This window comes from Parageobacillus galactosidasius (genome assembly GCF_002217735.1).
GTDB classification, from domain to species: Bacteria; Bacillota; Bacilli; order Bacillales; family Anoxybacillaceae; genus Parageobacillus_B; species Parageobacillus_B toebii.
The window spans coordinates 1,559,020-1,572,315 of sequence record NZ_NDYL01000001.1 but is presented as its reverse complement, the minus strand read 5'-3'; the positions used below and the strand labels follow the sequence as shown (position 1 = coordinate 1,572,315).

Here is a 13,296-nt window from a genome sequence, read left to right as displayed (position 1 = left end):
ACGCCATTCATTGTTAATGAATTATCATTGTTATCGACAATATTCCCAAATTAATTCTCTTTCTTCATCTGTTATTTCTAAATAAGCATCACCATTTTCATCTGGTTCAATTTCAATTGGTTCAGTAGTTGCCATTGTGCCAAAATGATTAACTAAAACATGAGGTTCTACAGTGCATGGATATCCACAGTCCTCATCCGAATGACGAATATCATAATAGTAAAGCCATTCTTGACGATCTTCTTGTCTGATTCTTGACTCTGTAACCTGAACTACCGGTACACCACGAAAATGAAATAACACTTGCTGATCCTTTGCCAACATATTATTCACTCCTTAACAACTTCAATGCTTTCAATTGCTTCAATGTGCTCAAAATTAGCATCAAAATTATATTCACTGCGAATTCGTTCTACATCAATTCCCAATGTCTTTGCTTGTTCAAAAGACATGCCATATTCATCAACAAATTCATCTAAAATTTCCTGATGAATTAATGTAGAATGTTCTTTGCTCCCTACACATCCAATAGCGTCTTCTGGACAATCTGCTTCCACAAGATATGTACATCTGGCTAATTGAAAAGCATTGATTTTATATGTTGGCATTGTAAAGCCTCCTTTTAATGCATTGTCGTATTTTCGCAGTATTATTTATTATCCATAAATATCATATTCTTCTCCAAACTCTTCAAAATATTCATTAATAACATCTTCTAATGTAGCCGTTAATCTTTCTAAAAATTCATCTGAATTAACTAATTTAACCGCTAGTTCTTTCCTCTCCTTTGCAGACATATTTTCAAGATCTTCAAAAGCAATTCCGCCTTGATGATTTTCCAAAGTATCTTGAATAACCAATTCTGTTGCTTTTCTTAAATCCATAAATACTCTCCTTTCTTAATGAACATTATCTTCGTACTGTGCATTAAAGTTCATTAAAATACTTTTCAGTGACATTCTTGCGATAAAGCAACTTTAACGCTGGATAGGTTACAAAGTAATAAACAGAACCTTCTCTCATACCCTCTTGTTTAGTGGCGAATCCCTTTTGAACAAGGTCTTCCCATTCGTCATCAGGCGTACTGCAATAGTAATAGTTTCTATATGGTTTTCTTGAATAATCCAATCCTAAAGCGTGTCTCATCTTACCAATTTGAGTTGGTGTTAAATCGGCTAAACTCAATTCAGTTGCCGTTGTCATAGCTTTTCTCCTTCCTGCACAGTATGTGTCTACTACACAACACTTTAACCCTAATCTAAAAATCTTATTAAATATTAGAACGAATAGATAAAGTTTCAGATGGTGCAACATACTCAAAATCATCAGTCAACATTTCTTTTAACTGCTCAGTTATTTCAGCAAATACTTCTTCACGGATCTCTTTTTCTCGCTTCTTCAATAATTTTCTTGTATTCAAGCGCCTGCTCCAACGTCCATATAGGCGTTGAAGCTAATACTTGGACTGGTTCAGGAAGTGGCAACCGCACTTTCTGCCCCTCTCGTTGTCGGTGATACTTCGTACTCAATCTTGCCTTGTCCCATCTGAGTATTTCAGCAAATTCTTTTAGTCCAACGAGAGGGGGAATTACTCCCCCGACAATGTACCAATCTCATATAAGTACTTCTCTACATCTCGTTTAAGGTGATGAAGATGGTAGCGAAGCTCGTCAACTGTCATTAACTCACCAGTGTCGTGTGAACCTTGCCACTGTGACGAATGAACGAGAAGAAACATATCTTCTGTTTTTTTACCATCGATCATGATAACCTTGTGCACATATTGGTGTAGCCCTGTTCCACCTGTCTGCCAGTTTCGTCCATCCCATTCATCGAGGCACACAGATTTTTCTGTGATCTCAATAACTGTTTCCGTCATATATGATTCTAAAATGACTTTACGCCAATTAGAGCCATCCCACCACTCGTATACTTTCGTTTTTTCAAGTTCATTTGCCTTCCAAACCTGTACGTTTTCTTTATCAAACAAGGTGGTTTCATCCGGTTCCATCCATTCATCTGCATCCTGTATAGATGCTTCTATTCCCAACTCCTCTTCTAAAAATATTTCAAAATCGTCCGTATCCATAAATCGAATCGTAAAGTCCTCATCCTGTTCTTCTTTTGCCGATAATACCTCTAAAATTTGTGGCCATTGATCGTCATTGATACCTTCGACAACTAACAAGCCTTCTGTATATACTTCCTCATGTACATCTTTCGGATCAATCAACAATGCCGAATTTCCCTTATTCAATTCCCACAATAATCTTTTCACTTTTATTTTTACTTCTCCTTTCTGATAACTTTGTTATTAATTATACCTTTATTATAAATATTATAGATAACTTTGTAAACACTTTTTCAAATATTAGATCTAATAGATAAAGTTTCAGATGGTGCAACATATTCAAAACCATCAGGCAACATTTCCTTCAACTGTTCTGTCATTTCAGCAAGCACTTCTTCACGAATTTCTTTTTCTCGTTTCTTCGTAATTTTCTTCTTCTCACTAGCCTCAATTTCTTGCTGGATACGTTGTTGTGCTTCTTTTTCGACTTCTGCCATTAATTGATTCATCATGTAATCCTTTAATAATTGCTTGTCCAATTCTGCCGGTTTCAAGAAAGATTCTAATTTTCCTTTTTCTTTTAAATATTGACGAACTTTTAATTCATCTTTGATTTCCACCTTTTGTGGTACTTTTCGCAATGATACCGTAGCTACATCTAATTGCAATGGGTGACCGTTTCGCTGCTCTTTTATGTAGTGATTCACAATATTTTCGATAGTTTTTACTTGCTCTTTCTTCTTCTGGATACGGCGATCCCAATCTGCGACAATAGCCTTTTTCATTTTCTCCATTTTATCGATGTCTTTTAACAGATAGTTTCTGGCTAAAACCATGCGGCGAACTGTAAAATCATCTAACTCCGGACGAATATATTCTCCATTAGCCTCTGCATTGCCAAGCATTTCTTGCATCATATCTTCTAAATTCATTACAACTTCTTTAGCCTCTAATTCCAAAGCTTCTTGTAATGTAACAGAAGACATATATATTCCTCCTTATTCATATTTTATGAAAGTGAAATATCTTCAATTTCCCACGACCATGTTTCAAAAGAAAATTTAATACCTTTGAATAAACCACGATTCAATGCTTCCTCAATTAACTTAATATATATCAACAGATTTTCTTCAATTAACTCAATTTGAAGCTTTTCATTCTTTCTCAATGGTTGTTTCAGTAAATATTTCACCACCAATAATCTCATATCTTCCCCATATTTTTGTTCTAAATAATGAATGACATTTACAATATGGGAATCCCTCATTTGATATGGATATAATTTAACGCCTTCTTTTGTCACCCAATAAGGGTTGTTAGGAGAATGTTGCTTTCTATTTTGTTTTGCAGTTTCTTCATCTGGGGGCAAATAATTGTACGCTTCGATTAATTCCATATGATCACCAACTTAAAAAAGGTGCTTATGTAACATCTCTCATATTAAACTGAAAGTTGTTTCTGGAGTAATTTAATCTGTTCAACAAGCATTTGGATAGTTTGAACATAAGATAAAAGAAGATCATACTCAAGAACAACATAATCTTTATCCCCGTCTTTAAAACGGAAAGGCAGAAAATAATAATCTCTGCCCATGAGTTTAGCTTCTTCTTTGAGTTTATCGAGCCATTTCTTATGTATGGTAATATATTTCTCTCCTTTTGCATTAACACTGCCCCTCTCCTTGAATTCCGCTAAAGCAGCGGTTAATTCTTCTTCAGTGATCATATCACCTAGTGCAAAAGAGAAAGCTCCAGAAGCTAATTGCCGATGAGCTATATCCTTTGCAAAATGAACAGCCTGATTATATTTTTTAGCTCCTTCTTTCTCAAATTCCATTCCCTGTTTTTTCTCTTTTCGATTAACTGATTTAGGCCGCAAACGTTTATATTCTTTATGAGGTTGATACATATTATAGTTAAAGCATTTAAAGCAAGATTTGTTAAAGTTTCTACAATCATTAGAATATACACATTCCATGGCAAATTCACCTGAAAAACTCTACTTTTTGCATTGATTATATCTTTGTTCCAATTCTTTATATTGTTTGATTTTTTGATTTTCCGCAATTAATCGCATTCTTAATTGAGAAAGTTTCTTATCAATTTTTTGTTCTAATGTAATACCTTTCAATCGATCTAACCAAGTTAATCGAACAACTTTTTCATATTCAAAAGCATTTGCTTCGTACTTGTGATATAGAATACGTGCTTCTTTTTTCGAATAAACACGAACCTGTATTTCATTGATTGCCCATAATCCATATTCAGTTAAAAATTGAATAGCTCTAGGAGAACTCAAGGTAAATCATTCCTTTACGAATACCTTGATACTAAATCATCAATTTTTAAAAGAGAATTGTTGGTTATTTTTGCTTCCGCTTTTGCCTGTAAGCTCTTAATAATCGAATCCAACGCATAATAAAACCATTTAAATTTATCCTCTAAATAGAATAAATCAACTTTATCCGGGTAAAACCCAGGAGGAGTGGGGTAATTTTGAGCATATTGAATCCCAGCTGCCCTCCGTGCCCAGTCATTTTTCCCGGCATATAAATCATTCAGTACATTGTATATAATGCGCTCAATCGCATCTTTGTTTCTTCTAGCTCTTGCAAAATGATACTGCACTTCGGTATACAAATCATTAATTTGACAATTAAACGTGTGCAATGTTTCAGGGGTATTTTCGGTAGGAACTTTTAATTTCCGATTTCGTTCTTCTAAATCCTTAATAGTTTCCTCCCATTTTTCTAAATCTTCTAATAATAGTCGTTCTAACACTTGACTCATATATACACCTCAACCAATACTTATTCTAGTGGCTCATATTGGTCGCATAATTGGTTGATACGATCAGCAAAATGCTCAAAAATATATTGTTTCACCTGGCATGCCAATCCTGGATTGGCTTTTACCAGTTGTCTTAGATGCTGTATTTTTTGATGGAGGTACGCATCTATCTCTCCATCTTGTCCATCAAACTGATAAAAGCAATCCAGGATTTCCAAAGCCACCTCTTTTGCCTCCCACTGTTGACACGACGCACTGTGCATGCCTAATGTCCTCCCCAGTGAACATTAATTATTTTTTCTTACTACTAGGGCAATTGTTCCGTCCTCCCTGTGCTCAACATTCTCAATTTGAGCATTCTCTAACACATCATTTTCTTGTCCAGAAGCCAATAATTGTTGAAGTGTTTGAATCACTTCATGTGACTTTTCCAACATCTCCTTCAATTCTCGGATATGTTCATATGCTTCATGAAGATCGTTTTGCAATTTCATGATCTCGTTGTTTTTAGCCATCAGGACATGTTGGAAACGATTTACACTGCTATTCAATTGACTAACCATATTAAAAATATCATCAATATCTTCTGTTTCATCATGGATGCCATGAAACACAATCGTATTTGATTGTGCTCTTCCTTCGGACGGAATAATGCCAACGATACCAAGCTTTCTTAATTTGCGCAAAGCACGATGTACAGTTGCTTCACTTAAATTAATTTTCTTTCCGATATCACGATTGCTTTCTGAAATTTCATTACTTCCTGTTGTTTCAGCCCTTTCTTTTAAGTATTCGTACACAGCTAATTCACTTTTGGTTAGTTCTAGCAATAGCGCTTGTTCTTTATTCATATAAAATCCTCCTTAACAACATAAACAACCATATTCCAATTTATAGAAACCACACACATTATAAACAAGAAAAGGAACAAATATACAATAGAAGCATGTAATACCATACACATATATTATAACATAATATTAAAACGCTATTGACTATAAAATACGCAAATTTCTACATACATTATAGAAAAGGCTGAAACAAAGAACAAGAAAAAAGTCGAAAAATGTCGAAGAAAATCGATTTTTTTTAGAAGAAAAGTGTCTTAATTCCCCTTAATTTTGCAATTTCTTGAATTTCTTCTTTACTATAGATACGATAATTATTCTTTGGGTTTCTTCTTGCTTTCGGAATCATGTTGTTTCTTTCCCAATACAAAATGGAATCCCGATGAACGCCGAGAATTTTGGCTGCTTCTTTTAATGTATACTCCTTTTCTTGAGTCATTGGCGAATCATCTCCTTCTGTGCTTTTCGATATTCTAGCTGTGTCTTCGCCATAGACAAGTGCTTCATTAGCCAATTATATTGAATAGAATTTGATGTAATGTCTTTCAAAGAATATGTGATTAATAAGTCAGAACCAGTAGAAAGTGTTGTTGTATCTCCCGGCTGAATAGATGTAGCAGAATTCATCAAAAAAGCTCCGGCATAATAACCTAACGAAACAATTACTAATGGCTGTATCAAAATGAGTTCGGATACTAAATGATGATGACATGCCATGTACTCTGTAGATCCTTCACATTTTACTGCAGAAGTAAAATAAATATCATTCAAGTCAAAGTGAAGTTGTTGTAAAATTTGATACAACATTTTGCCATGTTCTGTTTGTGGATTTAATTCTTGTGGGTCTTGCGTAATAATCATAAAAGAAGCATGAAAGTTGGACATTGGAACAGTTTTTCGATATTGGTGCAAAGGACAAGCGTGACAATTATATACGCTTGTCTTTAGATGAAATGCACCAATATCTTTTTTAAAACCCTCATCAGGTGTATTCATTTGATCATAAAAGACAGGTTTATACTCTTTAATAAGCGATGTTTCTGGATGGTCTCCCATGCAGATTCCCCCAATTATGACTCAACTTCTAACAATTTTTGTTCTTCGTCTTCTTCATGATCTGTTTCTTCTATAAATTGTGCATCTTTTGGAATACGACCTTGCACAATATCATTAATGTAATTAAACAAAGCAGGACTTTGCTTCAGAACAGCTTCCAATGTTTCCTTTCCTTGCCATTTTAATTGATTTCCACTTGCATCCGTGTATACATTTTTTGCATCATTTGGATCTGGTCCCAAGAAATAATAAGCGCCTTTTCGATGAATAATTCCCATATCAATAGCCGTATTCATAATATCTTTAATCACATCTATGCCAGTATCCCAATAATAATCAAATTCTGCTTTTGTGAACGGACGTGACACTTTATTCTTCTTAATATTCACGGTAATTGTTTGACCTATGATTGCATCGCCTTTCTTAATTTCTTTCCTCCGTACCTCTAATCTGACAGAAGAATAGAATTTCAATGCACGTCCACCAGGAGTTGTTTCAGGATTACCATACATAACTCCAACTTTCTCCCGGATTTGATTAATCATAATTACTAATACATTATGTTTAGCCGCCAGTGAATTAATCTTAGATAAACATTTGGAGTTTAATCTTGCTTGCAAACCAATATGATTGTCTTCTGCAGAGCCATCAATCACTGCTTTTGGAATAAACGATGGCAAACTATCGCCAACAATAATGCCCACATGTCCAGAAAGAATTAATGCCTCCATTAAATCATATGCTTCCTCACCATTGTTTGGCTGAGAAATTAACATACCTTCTCTGGATATATCTACTCCTAATGCTTGCGCATGGAATGGATCTAACGAATGTTCCGCATCAATGAAAGAAGCTTTCTTTCCGTAAAACGGATGACCCTCTTGTTTTGCATATTGCTGGAATGTAGCGATAGTCTTCAACGCCAATGTAGTCTTACCGGAACTTTCTGGACCGTATATTTCCACAATTCGTCCCCAAGGAAGCCCACCGATACCTAATGCATAATCCAGAGATGGAATACCTGTAGACACTGGTTGAACTTTTACCGTATCATCACCATCAAACGTATAAATCGTTCCTTCTCCCATTCGAGAATTAATCATTTTGAGTAATTCTTTATTGCTGATCATTCTGTGTGTCACCTCGATATGTTTCAATAAAGTGATCAATAGCATCTTTGACTTGTTTTAAGTCTCTCAAAGCAGCTCGCAATCTTGTGATTGCTTGTTCATCATTAGAATTTGTTTCTTTGAGTTTTTTAGATAGAACAAATCCACGATGATTTAAAAATTTTGAAACAAACTGCATAGTTAAAACAAGAAGATGGTCAGGAATGCCCTCTTCTCTTTTCGCAAAATCCAAGCAAGTATCGTACACTTCTTTAAACATTCTTGCTTTTGCGGTTTCCAAGGGCATTCCTTTGTCATGATAGTATTGAAAAATGCCATGAATAAAACGATGAAATACATAAGTTGCTTTTGCTTTCTCTCTCTTCATGGCTGTTCACTTCCAAGTGATTATCTTCCTGCTCCTACTGGAGCGCCAAATCCGTTTGGTGGCATTGGAGCTCCCGGTTGTTGTGGCGAGAAGTTTGATCCCGGAGCGTTAGGAAATCCTCCCATGCCTCCTGCTGGTGGTTGTCCCAATCCTTGTGGTTGACCAACAAATGCAGGTTGATTCATTGGCGGAGTCATTGTATTTGCTTGATTTTGTTGTGTTTGTTGTTGTGCTGAATTATCAGATTGAGAAGATCCTCCACCGTTAAAAGCAATTAAGTTTTGAACACGAATTGTTGGATAGTACGTATAAACTGGTTTACCTTGGCTATTTAAAATTGGTTGCTTTGTTTGAGGATCTTTTGCTTCTGTTTTCTTTAAGTATGGTATTCCTTCCACAAACACTAAGCGACCTTTCTTGCAGTAATCTACCAAGAAATTATGCAATGAGGATGATTGACCTTGGTTTAGGTTTACCCAAATTTCAATGTTCCAATAATCCGGATCATCACCTTGTTTAGAACCTTTATGATTAATCGCAATTGAAGAAGAAGCTACTTTGGATTGACCAATCATTTCGGATTTTGGATCTGTCGTTAAATATCCAATTAGTTGTATTTTTGCATGATTCATAAATGCAGATTTATTTACGTTTGCTTGATCTTGATTATCTTGTGTATTATTCATATTGCCTTGAAAGCCACCATTAGAACCGCCATTAAATCCACCTTGAAATCCGTTTTGGAATCCACCTTGAAAACCAGCGTTTTGTCCTTGGAATTGATTGAAATTCATAATAAATGGTCTCCTTTCTCGTGATATTTTTATATTTCACAAAGCACGCCGACAGGCGTTAAGAAGCTAAAGCTAAATAGTAACGTATTTCTCTTTCTTTTTTCTCAATATGAGTAACTCTCATGATCTGCATAGAATCATCCAGCATATGTACTACTAAAGTTTCGCCAACTTCTATGTCTCGATTGGGTGGATACATAAAATCCTGTTCTGTTCCATCAGGAAAAACTAATATGTTACGCATGTGTTTCACCTCGTATTAATTCAGCACGATAAGCAACAATCGAACATTCTCTTTGAATTGTTCCTTTTAATTCTCTTGTAACAATATTCACATACCCTTCAAACATCACTACATTGCCTTTATGTAAAATCTCTCTATAATGGTTAAACATCATAGGAGACACATAAACCATAAGTGATCCCACACCATCATCTACTTCAAAAACATAACAAGATAATAAATAGTCATCTTTAGATTCCATAAGCGGAAATCGAATTTGAGTAATTTTCCCTGCGATACGAACTTGATCTAGATGTTTGGCACGTTGTTTCACTTCTTCAGAATAATGTGTAACATATGAGCCAATATCTTTTACTAAACTCATTCCCAACGACCCCTTCTGTTTCGCAATTCTTGATGCAATTCACGAAGCAGATTATGAACCTCATGTGGTTGAATAATCTTTTTCTGAATTAACAGATGTAGTAATGTATTTACCAACAAATATGAAGTCCGAACTTGATCTTCAAGTGTAATGATCTCCTCTTCAAATGGCGTCTCTTTGTGTTCAACAATGAGTTCATCTAAGAAGTTAAAGGCTTGGTCATCTCCCATCTCTGGCTCCCCTTTAGTCTAAAATTTTTACTTTGACTAGATGACTTCCACTAGTGATACTTGCTTTAGGAATATAAATATCAATTTTATGTCCTTTGATAGCAGAACCGGTATCTTGTGCTTGTCGTTTTTCGATTCTGCCATCAGGATATTGAATTAACACCCATGCTCCTAAAGGAATAATGGAGGGATCTACGGCAATAGTTACACCAGCTTGCACCGGTTTGCCACTTTTAGTGATCCCATATCCGGGATCACCGGGATTCTTTCCTGTTGATTGCTCGTTGGCATCATAATAAGTAGCCCAAAAATAAGTCCATTCTCCCTCTTTTTGTCCACGACTTGCAAGAGAAAAATTCTTTCTTGCATGAGTGTTCTTCTTTGCTTGCAAGTCCCTTTTTAATTTGCGAATGTGATTTTGTTGAATCTGTAATTGCTTCTGCAATTCATTATTTTGATATTGCAGTTTTTTATTTTCTTCCTGCAGCCGCTTGTTTTGTTCTTGTAATTCTTGATTATTTTGCTCCAATCGATAAATATCTTTCTGAGATTGTTTATAATCCTTCTGCAGTTTTTTATACTTTATAGAGAACGAATGATGGGACTTTTGTAAGTCTCGATGTTGCTTTTTTAAAGCATCGATTTCTTTAGACATTGAATAAAGCTGAAAAGAACCAGTAAACGCTATTGTAGAAGCAAGTAACAAAGATGTGACGGGTTTTGCTTTTAATTTCTTCATTTATCTAACTCCTTTTCGCAAATCCCCTATCCTTTCCCTATGTTATCATTTTTAACAGAGTTGTGCAACACATTACACAATATTTTTTAGTTTAAGAGTAATGTGTTACACCAGTTTTCGAACAACAAGCACATTGGGGCGTAGTTCCTGTACTACCTCCGAGCTTAATAAACGAATTTTGTTCAATGTTTTATGTGGCAGTCTATACTGATAAGCAATGGCTGGATAACCGGCAGAAAAATAATAATATTCGTGATCTGTCATATAGACTTCCATTTCCATTGCACCTCACAAAACAAAAACTAATTGACTTTCTTCTTTTCCTTGATGAACAGGACGAATAGACACAATATTGTCCTGATCAAATCCCTGGATTGTGTCCGGATGATATGCAAACCATGGAGCATACCAATACATTTGAATCCGGCATAGCCGTATGGCAATACGGCTTATATCTTGTGCAAAGCAACGAAGAAAATAATTCGAAGCGGCTAATAAAATGGAACCGCATCCAACTGATGGCTCTCCAATGGTTTGACGTTTCATTGTTTCTTCATCATCGCTCTTTAACATTTCCACCATTGCAACGCTAAGGTTAAATGGTGTAGGGAAATAACCCAATGCTTCTTTATAGCCCTTCCCTGTTTCTTCGGAAAGAGCATAACTCAAGTAATCAGTTGGATAATTTAACACCAAAAACAAATCAAAATGACGATAATAATGCTCATTTAATTCTGGAGAAATATGATCAATGGTAGTTTCTTTGTCAATGGCCAATGCCCACGTTAACCAATCTGCAAATTTATCAATAGTAGAATCATAATGATCTAAGCATTTACGAATCATTTTTCGAGTATGTTCAATTCCTCGATAATCTTGAGACCATTTTATTTTTGGAATTGGACCGCTTCCTTCGATGGTTCCTTTTTCGATAATATCAAACCAATAATTCCAACGACCCCACAATAGGCCATCATAACCAAATAAAAACGGAAGCATCCAGCCACGTTTGCTGAATACTTCCGAATGATGACGAGGAAGGCCATTAATGGCTTTGGCATATTCTAAAATGACTTGTTGCATATGTATTAAATCTTCAATAGAAAAACGTTCTATTTGATAATAATCAGATTTCATGTTATAGATCACCCTGCTTTATGACAAGAGTTATTTAAGATGTCTTCAAAATAAGCAATAATTTCTTGTTTACGAATATCAGAAGAATTATTATCATTAATTTCTTGCAAACCTATTAATTGTCCTTTAGAAAGACCATAATATCGAGAAAAAGCGTCTAACACATCTGGATCAAAATCTTCAATAGCTGTGTCATTGTATGTTAATAACTTGTATGCTATTTCTTCATCCATCTGTTTAGCTAACAATCCAACAGCACAACAAGCATTAAAATCTACTTCATCATTATATTCGTCAAAATACTTATGTGCAATTAAAGTTATATGATCGTTTGTTTTTAATAGATTTAAAACATTTTCTAATCGTTCATGTTGTTCTTTCGTTAATGGTTTAGAAGTTTCGCAAACCACCGTATATCACCCTTCTTTGTTATGTACTAAAACTAAATATCAAACAAACTCATTTGTTTATCATCTATAGCTAAATTATTTTCACCATCCATATAAGTGTTTTCTGATTCTTGAAGACCAACAATTTCTTTTAAATTCACACGAAAAACTCGCTGACCGCTATTAAAGTCATCCAATTTTTTGTCTAAATCACTTTCTTTAATTTCTACTTGAACGGGATATGCATGATGATTGTATAGTGACTGATAATCAATGTAAGTTATCGTAGCATGCCCGGTGTAACAATCTGATTGAATAAAAACAGTATCTCCTTCTTTAATTGGGAGCATATGATCACCCATTCTGCTTTCTAAATATGACAATCTACTACAACTACTTGATGATCAGGATATTGATCAAGAATATTTAGATATAAAGCTTTCCACTCATCTTCAGGCATTTCATCTTTCACCATGGCAAACATCATCATCTCACCTTTCTCATGCCATTTGCCATCAGGTGTTAAAACTGCAAATGGAGTTTTATCTTCTTGAATCGCTTTTTCTTTAGCTACTGATACATCAACCAGATTATTTTCAATATCATCTATATATGGAGATGTATCATTATCAGATGTCAACCAACCATTCCATCTGCCACCAATAACATACCAATCCCATTTAGAGTTTGGATTATATGTAGTTTCTCGTTTACCTGTTCCTTGACAAGTTTCACAGCTTGGATCCGGTTTTTGATATAATGGATGCTCTTTTTCTTTTTTATCGACTAATTCTTTATATGGCTGAATATATGTATTCCATTCAGGTCTAGATTCTTCAGGCATATTCCAATATTCTTCTCTTAATTCATTAAGAGTTTTTCCAAGTTCTTGTTGTGCCTGTCTTCTAGCTTCAATACTTGCTATAGAATTAACACAATAACATTCAGTTTCATATGGATCAACTTCTATATTTTCATCAAAAGGCTCCATTAATTGAGAAATTGTATCTTCAACTTGATCGTTTTCAAGATTTTTAGGAACAATGATATGAAGGACAAAATGGCTCATTATACATCTCTCCTTTAATGTAAAATCAATTTATTTGAAATACCTACCAACGCCGCCGAGAGGCGGAAT

Annotated in this window: 27 protein-coding genes; all 27 read right to left on the bottom strand. The window is 34.9% G+C overall.

The genetic code is table 11. The features are described from left to right. Positions 1 to 30: 30 nt before the first annotated feature. Entirely contained in the window at positions 31 to 324 is a 294-nt protein-coding gene (locus B9L23_RS08310) for an LPD28 domain-containing protein (RefSeq protein ID WP_089097316.1), read from the bottom strand. A 5-nt stretch (positions 325 to 329) separates the two neighbouring features. Next, positions 330 to 608 carry a hypothetical protein gene (locus B9L23_RS08305; protein WP_089097315.1) on the bottom strand — a complete coding sequence of 93 codons (279 nt, stop codon included), beginning with the start codon at positions 606 to 608 and terminating at the stop codon, positions 330 to 332. A 48-nt stretch (positions 609 to 656) separates the two neighbouring features. Beyond that, on the bottom strand, positions 657 to 884 hold the full coding sequence (locus tag B9L23_RS08300) for a hypothetical protein (protein WP_089097314.1): 228 nt from the start codon (positions 882 to 884) through the stop codon (positions 657 to 659). A 43-nt stretch (positions 885 to 927) separates the two neighbouring features. Further along, the gene (locus B9L23_RS08295; RefSeq protein WP_089097313.1) at positions 928 to 1,203 is read right to left on the bottom strand and encodes a hypothetical protein; all 276 of its coding nucleotides are present in this window, start codon (positions 1,201 to 1,203) and stop codon (positions 928 to 930) included. 67 nt (positions 1,204 to 1,270) lie between these two features. Further along, a complete protein-coding gene (locus B9L23_RS20405) occupies positions 1,271 to 1,420 on the bottom strand; it encodes a hypothetical protein (RefSeq protein WP_169712538.1) in 150 nt (49 codons plus the stop codon). Between the two features lie 168 nt (positions 1,421 to 1,588). Beyond that, a complete protein-coding gene (locus B9L23_RS08285; RefSeq protein WP_089097312.1) occupies positions 1,589 to 2,278 on the bottom strand; it encodes a hypothetical protein in 690 nt (229 codons plus the stop codon). An 86-nt stretch (positions 2,279 to 2,364) separates the two neighbouring features. Beyond that, the gene (locus B9L23_RS08280) at positions 2,365 to 3,057 is read right to left on the bottom strand and encodes a hypothetical protein (protein ID WP_089097311.1); all 693 of its coding nucleotides are present in this window, start codon (positions 3,055 to 3,057) and stop codon (positions 2,365 to 2,367) included. Between the two features lie 23 nt (positions 3,058 to 3,080). Beyond that, positions 3,081 to 3,467, bottom strand: a complete 387-nt coding sequence (locus B9L23_RS08275; protein ID WP_089097310.1) for a hypothetical protein — start codon at positions 3,465 to 3,467, stop codon at positions 3,081 to 3,083. A 44-nt stretch (positions 3,468 to 3,511) separates the two neighbouring features. After that, positions 3,512 to 4,048 (bottom strand): hypothetical protein, encoded by a 537-nt coding sequence (locus tag B9L23_RS08270; RefSeq protein WP_089097309.1) that lies wholly within the window; start codon positions 4,046 to 4,048, stop codon positions 3,512 to 3,514. 21 nt (positions 4,049 to 4,069) lie between these two features. Next, the gene (locus B9L23_RS08265; protein ID WP_089097308.1) at positions 4,070 to 4,369 is read right to left on the bottom strand and encodes a hypothetical protein; all 300 of its coding nucleotides are present in this window, start codon (positions 4,367 to 4,369) and stop codon (positions 4,070 to 4,072) included. Between the two features lie 14 nt (positions 4,370 to 4,383). Continuing rightward, positions 4,384 to 4,860, bottom strand: coding sequence for a hypothetical protein (locus B9L23_RS08260; RefSeq protein WP_089097307.1), 477 nt, complete (start codon positions 4,858 to 4,860; stop codon positions 4,384 to 4,386). A 20-nt stretch (positions 4,861 to 4,880) separates the two neighbouring features. Next, positions 4,881 to 5,084 carry a hypothetical protein gene (locus B9L23_RS08255; RefSeq protein ID WP_141103855.1) on the bottom strand — a complete coding sequence of 68 codons (204 nt, stop codon included), beginning with the start codon at positions 5,082 to 5,084 and terminating at the stop codon, positions 4,881 to 4,883. 63 nt (positions 5,085 to 5,147) lie between these two features. Continuing rightward, complete coding sequence (locus tag B9L23_RS08250) at positions 5,148 to 5,711, bottom strand: winged helix-turn-helix transcriptional regulator (protein WP_089097305.1); 564 nt, start codon at positions 5,709 to 5,711, stop codon at positions 5,148 to 5,150. 238 nt (positions 5,712 to 5,949) lie between these two features. Next, a complete protein-coding gene (locus B9L23_RS08245) occupies positions 5,950 to 6,147 on the bottom strand; it encodes a MerR family transcriptional regulator (RefSeq protein ID WP_089097304.1) in 198 nt (65 codons plus the stop codon). After that, positions 6,144 to 6,764: a uracil-DNA glycosylase family protein gene (locus B9L23_RS08240; RefSeq protein WP_089097303.1), complete on the bottom strand. Its 621-nt coding sequence runs from the start codon at positions 6,762 to 6,764 to the stop codon at positions 6,144 to 6,146. The genes B9L23_RS08245 and B9L23_RS08240 overlap by 4 nt, the downstream gene beginning before the upstream one ends. A gap of 14 nt (positions 6,765 to 6,778) precedes the next feature. After that, a complete protein-coding gene (gene recA / locus B9L23_RS08235; RefSeq protein WP_169712537.1) occupies positions 6,779 to 7,894 on the bottom strand; it encodes a recombinase RecA in 1,116 nt (371 codons plus the stop codon). Continuing rightward, positions 7,881 to 8,261 carry a hypothetical protein gene (locus B9L23_RS08230; RefSeq protein WP_089097301.1) on the bottom strand — a complete coding sequence of 127 codons (381 nt, stop codon included), beginning with the start codon at positions 8,259 to 8,261 and terminating at the stop codon, positions 7,881 to 7,883. The genes recA and B9L23_RS08230 overlap by 14 nt, the downstream gene beginning before the upstream one ends. 20 nt (positions 8,262 to 8,281) lie before the next feature. Next, the gene (locus tag B9L23_RS08225) at positions 8,282 to 9,055 is read right to left on the bottom strand and encodes a single-stranded DNA-binding protein (RefSeq protein ID WP_089097300.1); all 774 of its coding nucleotides are present in this window, start codon (positions 9,053 to 9,055) and stop codon (positions 8,282 to 8,284) included. A gap of 58 nt (positions 9,056 to 9,113) precedes the next feature. Continuing rightward, positions 9,114 to 9,299: a hypothetical protein gene (locus B9L23_RS08220; RefSeq protein ID WP_089097299.1), complete on the bottom strand. Its 186-nt coding sequence runs from the start codon at positions 9,297 to 9,299 to the stop codon at positions 9,114 to 9,116. Further along, positions 9,292 to 9,663, bottom strand: coding sequence for a single stranded DNA-binding domain-containing protein (locus tag B9L23_RS08215; protein ID WP_089097298.1), 372 nt, complete (start codon positions 9,661 to 9,663; stop codon positions 9,292 to 9,294). Before B9L23_RS08215 ends, B9L23_RS08220 begins: the two co-directional genes overlap by 8 nt. Then, positions 9,660 to 9,893, bottom strand: a complete 234-nt coding sequence (locus tag B9L23_RS08210; RefSeq protein WP_089097297.1) for a hypothetical protein — start codon at positions 9,891 to 9,893, stop codon at positions 9,660 to 9,662. Before B9L23_RS08210 ends, B9L23_RS08215 begins: the two co-directional genes overlap by 4 nt. Positions 9,894 to 9,906: 13 nt before the next feature. Further along, on the bottom strand, positions 9,907 to 10,632 hold the full coding sequence (locus tag B9L23_RS08205; RefSeq protein ID WP_089097296.1) for a 3D domain-containing protein: 726 nt from the start codon (positions 10,630 to 10,632) through the stop codon (positions 9,907 to 9,909). Positions 10,633 to 10,737: 105 nt separating this feature from the next. Beyond that, entirely contained in the window at positions 10,738 to 10,896 is a 159-nt protein-coding gene (locus B9L23_RS20400; RefSeq protein WP_169712536.1) for a hypothetical protein, read from the bottom strand. Between the two features lie 24 nt (positions 10,897 to 10,920). Next, positions 10,921 to 11,769, bottom strand: a complete 849-nt coding sequence (locus B9L23_RS08200) for a DNA methyltransferase family protein (protein WP_089097295.1) — start codon at positions 11,767 to 11,769, stop codon at positions 10,921 to 10,923. 8 nt (positions 11,770 to 11,777) lie between these two features. Then, complete coding sequence (locus B9L23_RS08195; RefSeq protein ID WP_089097294.1) at positions 11,778 to 12,179, bottom strand: hypothetical protein; 402 nt, start codon at positions 12,177 to 12,179, stop codon at positions 11,778 to 11,780. Between the two features lie 32 nt (positions 12,180 to 12,211). Further along, positions 12,212 to 12,520 (bottom strand): hypothetical protein, encoded by a 309-nt coding sequence (locus tag B9L23_RS08190; protein ID WP_141103854.1) that lies wholly within the window; start codon positions 12,518 to 12,520, stop codon positions 12,212 to 12,214. An 8-nt stretch (positions 12,521 to 12,528) separates the two neighbouring features. Continuing rightward, positions 12,529 to 13,227, bottom strand: a complete 699-nt coding sequence (locus tag B9L23_RS08185) for a hypothetical protein (RefSeq protein ID WP_089097292.1) — start codon at positions 13,225 to 13,227, stop codon at positions 12,529 to 12,531. Positions 13,228 to 13,296: the final 69 nt, after the last annotated feature.

Bases quoted from the DNA above. Each gene is read 5' to 3' on its own strand.
- B9L23_RS20400 (WP_169712536.1), bottom strand. From the start codon at position 10,896: ATGACAGATCACGAATATTATTATTTTTCTGCCGGTTATCCAGCCATT.
- B9L23_RS08260 (WP_089097307.1), bottom strand. From the start codon at position 4,860: ATGAGTCAAGTGTTAGAACGACTATTATTAGAAGATTTAGAAAAATGG.
- B9L23_RS08305 (WP_089097315.1), bottom strand. From the start codon at position 608: ATGCCAACATATAAAATCAATGCTTTTCAATTAGCCAGATGTACATAT.
- B9L23_RS08220 (WP_089097299.1), bottom strand. From the start codon at position 9,299: ATGCGTAACATATTAGTTTTTCCTGATGGAACAGAACAGGATTTTATG.
- B9L23_RS08280 (WP_089097311.1), bottom strand. From the start codon at position 3,057: ATGTCTTCTGTTACATTACAAGAAGCTTTGGAATTAGAGGCTAAAGAA.
- B9L23_RS08225 (WP_089097300.1), bottom strand. From the start codon at position 9,055: ATGAATTTCAATCAATTCCAAGGACAAAACGCTGGTTTTCAAGGTGGA.
- B9L23_RS08300 (WP_089097314.1), bottom strand. From the start codon at position 884: ATGGATTTAAGAAAAGCAACAGAATTGGTTATTCAAGATACTTTGGAA.
- B9L23_RS08295 (WP_089097313.1), bottom strand. From the start codon at position 1,203: ATGACAACGGCAACTGAATTGAGTTTAGCCGATTTAACACCAACTCAA.
- recA (WP_169712537.1), bottom strand. From the start codon at position 7,894: ATGATCAGCAATAAAGAATTACTCAAAATGATTAATTCTCGAATGGGA.
- B9L23_RS08215 (WP_089097298.1), bottom strand. From the start codon at position 9,663: ATGAGTTTAGTAAAAGATATTGGCTCATATGTTACACATTATTCTGAA.
- B9L23_RS08185 (WP_089097292.1), bottom strand. From the start codon at position 13,227: ATGAGCCATTTTGTCCTTCATATCATTGTTCCTAAAAATCTTGAAAAC.
- B9L23_RS08275 (WP_089097310.1), bottom strand. From the start codon at position 3,467: ATGGAATTAATCGAAGCGTACAATTATTTGCCCCCAGATGAAGAAACT.
- B9L23_RS08240 (WP_089097303.1), bottom strand. From the start codon at position 6,764: ATGGGAGACCATCCAGAAACATCGCTTATTAAAGAGTATAAACCTGTC.
- B9L23_RS08190 (WP_141103854.1), bottom strand. From the start codon at position 12,520: ATGGGTGATCATATGCTCCCAATTAAAGAAGGAGATACTGTTTTTATT.
- B9L23_RS08210 (WP_089097297.1), bottom strand. From the start codon at position 9,893: ATGGGAGATGACCAAGCCTTTAACTTCTTAGATGAACTCATTGTTGAA.
- B9L23_RS08230 (WP_089097301.1), bottom strand. From the start codon at position 8,261: ATGAAGAGAGAGAAAGCAAAAGCAACTTATGTATTTCATCGTTTTATT.
- B9L23_RS08200 (WP_089097295.1), bottom strand. From the start codon at position 11,769: ATGAAATCTGATTATTATCAAATAGAACGTTTTTCTATTGAAGATTTA.
- B9L23_RS08310 (WP_089097316.1), bottom strand. From the start codon at position 324: ATGTTGGCAAAGGATCAGCAAGTGTTATTTCATTTTCGTGGTGTACCG.
- B9L23_RS08270 (WP_089097309.1), bottom strand. From the start codon at position 4,048: ATGGAATGTGTATATTCTAATGATTGTAGAAACTTTAACAAATCTTGC.
- B9L23_RS08250 (WP_089097305.1), bottom strand. From the start codon at position 5,711: ATGAATAAAGAACAAGCGCTATTGCTAGAACTAACCAAAAGTGAATTA.
- B9L23_RS08205 (WP_089097296.1), bottom strand. From the start codon at position 10,632: ATGAAGAAATTAAAAGCAAAACCCGTCACATCTTTGTTACTTGCTTCT.
- B9L23_RS08245 (WP_089097304.1), bottom strand. From the start codon at position 6,147: ATGACTCAAGAAAAGGAGTATACATTAAAAGAAGCAGCCAAAATTCTC.